Source organism: Streptomyces bobili (assembly GCF_002154575.1).
Taxonomy (GTDB): Bacteria; Actinomycetota; Actinomycetes; order Streptomycetales; family Streptomycetaceae; genus Streptomyces; species Streptomyces bobili.
On the sequence record NZ_MUBA01000775.1, the window covers coordinates 1 to 4215 of the forward strand.

The 4215-nt window shown below is 69.8% G+C and carries 6 protein-coding genes; 2 read left to right on the plus strand and 4 right to left on the minus strand.

Features of this window, described 5'->3' with window-relative positions:
* From BZL64_RS37485 to BZL64_RS40030, 4 genes are all read right to left on the minus strand, one after another.
* On the minus strand, positions 1–472 hold a 472-nt coding region (locus BZL64_RS37485), incomplete at its 3' end, for an acyltransferase family protein (protein ID WP_143663438.1).
* Between the two features lie 117 nt (positions 473–589).
* Positions 590–754, minus strand: a complete 165-nt coding sequence (locus BZL64_RS37490) for a hypothetical protein (RefSeq protein ID WP_308432341.1) — start codon at positions 752–754, stop codon at positions 590–592.
* A gap of 37 nt (positions 755–791) precedes the next feature.
* Positions 792–1160, minus strand: a complete 369-nt coding sequence (locus BZL64_RS37495; protein WP_244205789.1) for a hypothetical protein — start codon at positions 1158–1160, stop codon at positions 792–794.
* Positions 1157–1297, minus strand: a complete 141-nt coding sequence (locus BZL64_RS40030; RefSeq protein WP_158101591.1) for a hypothetical protein — start codon at positions 1295–1297, stop codon at positions 1157–1159. The genes BZL64_RS37495 and BZL64_RS40030 overlap by 4 nt, the downstream gene beginning before the upstream one ends.
* Before the next feature lie 308 nt (positions 1298–1605).
* Here BZL64_RS40030 and BZL64_RS37500 point away from each other — a divergent pair, with 308 nt between their 5' ends.
* Positions 1606–2790 (plus strand): MFS transporter, encoded by a 1185-nt coding sequence (locus BZL64_RS37500; protein ID WP_086773445.1) that lies wholly within the window; start codon positions 1606–1608, stop codon positions 2788–2790.
* Positions 2791–3111: 321 nt separating this feature from the next.
* Positions 3112–4215: glycoside hydrolase family 35 protein (locus BZL64_RS37505; RefSeq protein ID WP_143663439.1), on the plus strand; the 1104-nt coding region annotated here is incomplete at its 3' end.

The window sequence follows — 4215 nt, forward strand, 5'->3', positions numbered from 1 at the left end:
GCCCCCACCGCAGATGAAGGCCGTACAGCACCGGAGTCAGAGCGGTGATCACCAGATAGACGGGCAGAAACCAGAACTGCATGGCCATCGCCCACCCCACCAGCGCAAGGGTGTCCCGATCGACACCGACCGCGCCGCACACCCCGACGGCCAGCAGCACCAGCCCGCTGTACGCCGCCGTGGGCAACAGCAACCGCAGCGCCCGCTGCCCCACCCACCCGCCGACGGTCCCACCGGCGTCACGCGCCCGAACCCAGGACCCGCCGGCCGCGTACCCGCCCGCCAGGAAGAACAGCGGCATGACCTGAAATCCGAGGGTCAGCCACTGCGTCCACGGCACGGTCGCCAACATCTCCGGCGCCCCGATACTCCCATCGGAATGCCGCTCCAGCCCGGTGATCAGCCAGTGCCCGAGCACCACCAGCCCAATAGCCCAGGCCCGCAGAAAATCGACGTACCGATCTCTCCCCATGCCCGGCATGGTCCCCGGCCCTCACCCCCCGCACCCGGAAAACACCATGTCGCGACCAACCCGTGCCCGCCCCGACACCGAAGACCGCACCCGAACGGCTGTCCGGCCCGTCCCCCTTCACTCCCTCCGCGCCCGCCGCTCCCACCGGGCCAGGCAAGCCCACCGCGTCAGGACTCCCACCACGACGGAGACGACGATCGCGCCCACGTCGATGACATGGGGCAGCCCGGGAAAGAAGGCGAAGAAGGCGAGCGAAGCCAGCAGCCCGCAGAGGAATCCCACGACCCCGGTCCTCCTGCGCCGCGCTTGCTCCGACGCGTCACTTCCTTGCTGATGCTGCTGCTCGACCATGGAGGAACTCACTTCGTGACGTGGTGGCACTGGCTGGCGCGCTGAACCCCGGTGACGTAGAGCCGGGCACACGCCTTGCCGTAACGAGGCAGTGTCTGCGGAGAGTTGTTCCGCAATCGGGTCGATCTTGCACTTGTTGTGGGTCCTGCCGCGTGAGGTCCGGTAGGTTCCGGCTGCTCGTGTCGGCGTAGGTGAAGTCGATGCGCCAGTTGCAGAAACCGCTGCTGAGAGCGCCCACGAAGGCGCAGTCCACACCGGCGTTCTGGTAGCTGATCTTCTTGCCGCTGCCACGGATGATGTGCGTGAACATGCAGCCGGTGGGAATCTTCATGGTCATGCCGCCACGCTGTACTCGAAGGTCTGCACGGGAGTGGACCCGGCCGCTCCGGCGTGCGCGTTCGGGGAACCGGATAAGAGCACGGCGGCGACCGTCGCGAGAGCCGTGGCCATGCGTGCCGCGAACCTGATGGACAACGTGAACTCCTCCTGCTGATCTTCGGATGTCACCGGATCAACAGGTAGGCCGGTAATCGGATTTGCCTGGTCCGCAGGTCTTCACTGCCATGAGTGATCGAGCGGCGCCGTACTGACCGGCAGGAACGCTCAGGGGCTGCGGCCGGAGTCATACAAGAGGCCCGCGTCGTGCAGACCTCGCGTCTCCGGCTCACCCCGGTAAACGCCTTGACTGTCCCCGGCATGTTACCGGTAACATTCGACCCCGTCGGAGTCACACACACCAAGCCGCCGCCGCCCCAGGAGTCCGCGTGACCGATCAGCCCACGATGCGTCACCCCCCGCTGACCACCCCCGGTCCCGGCCCGGTCTTCACCCCCATGGCGACAGCCGCCTCCTGCGTCGGCTTCGTCCTGATCGGTGCCCTCCAGGCCCTCTACGGCCCCGCGATCCCGGCCCTCCGCCAGGACTTCGGACTGTCGCCCTCCACCGCCGGACTGGCACTGAGCGCACACTTCGTGGGCGGCGTAGCCGGGGTTCTCCTCTTCGACCGCCTCTACGGCAGGATCGGCAACAGACGGATCCTCGCCGCCTCCTACCTCCTCATGGCCACCGGCGCCGCAGGCTTCGCGCTGGCCCCGAACTGGCCCACGGCCCTCACCGCCGCCCTCCTGGCAGGACTCGGTTTCGGCGGCATCGACTACGGCCTCAACCAACTCTTCGCCGTCGGCTTCGGCCACCGCTCCGCCGCGATGCTGAACATCCTCAACGCCCACTTCGGCATCGGAGCGATCCTCGGCCCGGCCCTGATCGGCGCGGCGGGCGCCGATCACTACCCCGCGATCTTCCTGGCCGTCGCCGTGGCCAACCTGCCCCTGCTCCTCTGCCTGAAGGGCGTACGGGAGAAGGCACCGAACCCCACGGAGACCCCCGCCACCACCACGACCCCCCTCACCCGCAGCCTGACGTCCATCCTCACCGTCTTCGTGGCCCTCTACGTCCTGCACGTCGGCATCGAGGCCGGAGTGGGCGGCTGGGAACCCACCCATCTGGAGACCGTCGGCTACGGCGCGGGGATCGCCGCGACGGCCACCTCCGTCTACTGGCTGATGATGACGGTCGGCCGCTTCCTGGTGGCGCCCCTCGCCCTGCGCTTCTCGGCTCCGGCGATCATCACCGTCTCCTGCGCGGGCATGACCGCCTGCCTGCTCCTGGCCGCCGTACCCGACCTGGCGCCGTACGCCTACGCCGGCGTAGGCCTCTTCATCGCACCGATCTTCCCCACCGGCCTCCCCTGGCTGCACCGGGCCGCCCCCGGCGCCGCCCGAGCGGGCGCCCTGGTCATCGCCGCCTCCATGATCGGCGGAGTGGCCGCAGGCCCCTCCCTCGGCAAGGTCATCGAGTGGTCCGACATCAAGGCCGTACCCCTCCTCCTGGCCGCAACCTCCGCAGCCTGCCTGACAGCCACCCTCTGGCTGATCCGCGCAACCCGCACGGAGAACCCCCACCCATGACAGACCCCGCCGACAGCCGCCGTACCGGACAACGGGTCGGGACATCGGCCGATCGCGCCCGCAGCCGCTGTACCAGGGGAGTGGGTCGTGGCGGTGCGGCGCAGCCCGTCGCGTAGTCCGTCACTGCCACGTCCGACTGTGCCAGCGGGCAGCAGTACGCCCAACTTGCGACGGGCTGGCCGCACCGCCACGACCCCGACCCACCCACGACCGACAGGCGCCCGACAACCACGCACAACGACCCGCACCCGCACAACCCGCACCCGCACAACGCGCACCCGCAGGACCCGCACCCGCACCCCACCCCCGAAGGGATCCCAGATGACCGCCCTGACCACCACCCCCGACGGCTTCCTCCTCAACGGCACCCCCCTGAGGATCATCTCCGGCGCCCTCCACTACTTCCGGGTCCACCCCGACCACTGGCCCGACCGCCTGCACAAGGCCCGCCTCATGGGCCTGAACACGGTGGAGACGTACATCCCCTGGAACCTCCACCAGCCGGAACCAGGCACCCTCGTCCTGGACGGACTCCTGGACCTCCCCCGCTTCCTGCGCCTCGCCGCCGCGGAGGGCCTGCACGTCCTGCTCCGGCCGGGCCCGTACATCTGCGCGGAGTGGGACGGCGGCGGCCTGCCCCACTGGCTGACCGCGGACACGGACATCCGCCTCCGCAGCAGCGACCCCCGCTTCACGGGCGCGGTCGACCGCTACCTGGACCTCCTCCTCCCGCCACTCCTCCCGCACATGGCCGCGTCCGGCGGCCCGGTCATCGCCGTACAGGTGGAGAACGAGTACGGCGCCTACGGCGACGACACGGCGTACCTCAAGCACCTGGAGGCCGCCCTGCGCACCCGCGGCGTGGAGGAACTGCTCTTCACCTGCGACCAGGCCGACCCCGAGCACCTCGCCAAGGGCAGCCTCCCCGGCGTCCTCGCCACGGGCACCTTCGGCGGCCGTATCGACCGCTCGCTGGAGCGCCTGCGCGAACACCAGCCCCAAGGCCCGTTGATGTGCGCCGAGTTCTGGATCGGATGGTTCGACCACTGGGGCGGCCCGCACCACGGCAGGGACACGGAGGACGCCGCCGCAGACCTGGACCGCCTGCTCTCGGCGGGCGCCTCCGTGAACATCTACATGTTCCACGGCGGCACCAACTTCGGCTTCACGAACGGCGCCAACCACCACCACACGTACGCCCCCACCGTCACCTCGTACGACTACGACGCCCCCCTCACCGAGCACGGTGACCCCGGCCCGAAGTACCACGCCTTCCGCGAGGTCATCGCCCGCCACACGCAGGTCCCCGACGAGCCGGTCCCGTCCCCGGCACCCAAACTCCCGCCCACAACGGTCGAGTTGACGCACCGCACGCCACTCCTCCCTCTGCTGTCCACCGCAAAGGCCACCCCCGCCCCCGAGGAC

Bases quoted from the DNA above. Each gene is read 5' to 3' on its own strand.
- BZL64_RS37495 (WP_244205789.1), bottom strand. From the start codon at position 1,160: ATGACCATGAAGATTCCCACCGGCTGCATGTTCACGCACATCATCCGT.
- BZL64_RS37500 (WP_086773445.1), top strand. From the start codon at position 1,606: ATGCGTCACCCCCCGCTGACCACCCCCGGTCCCGGCCCGGTCTTCACC.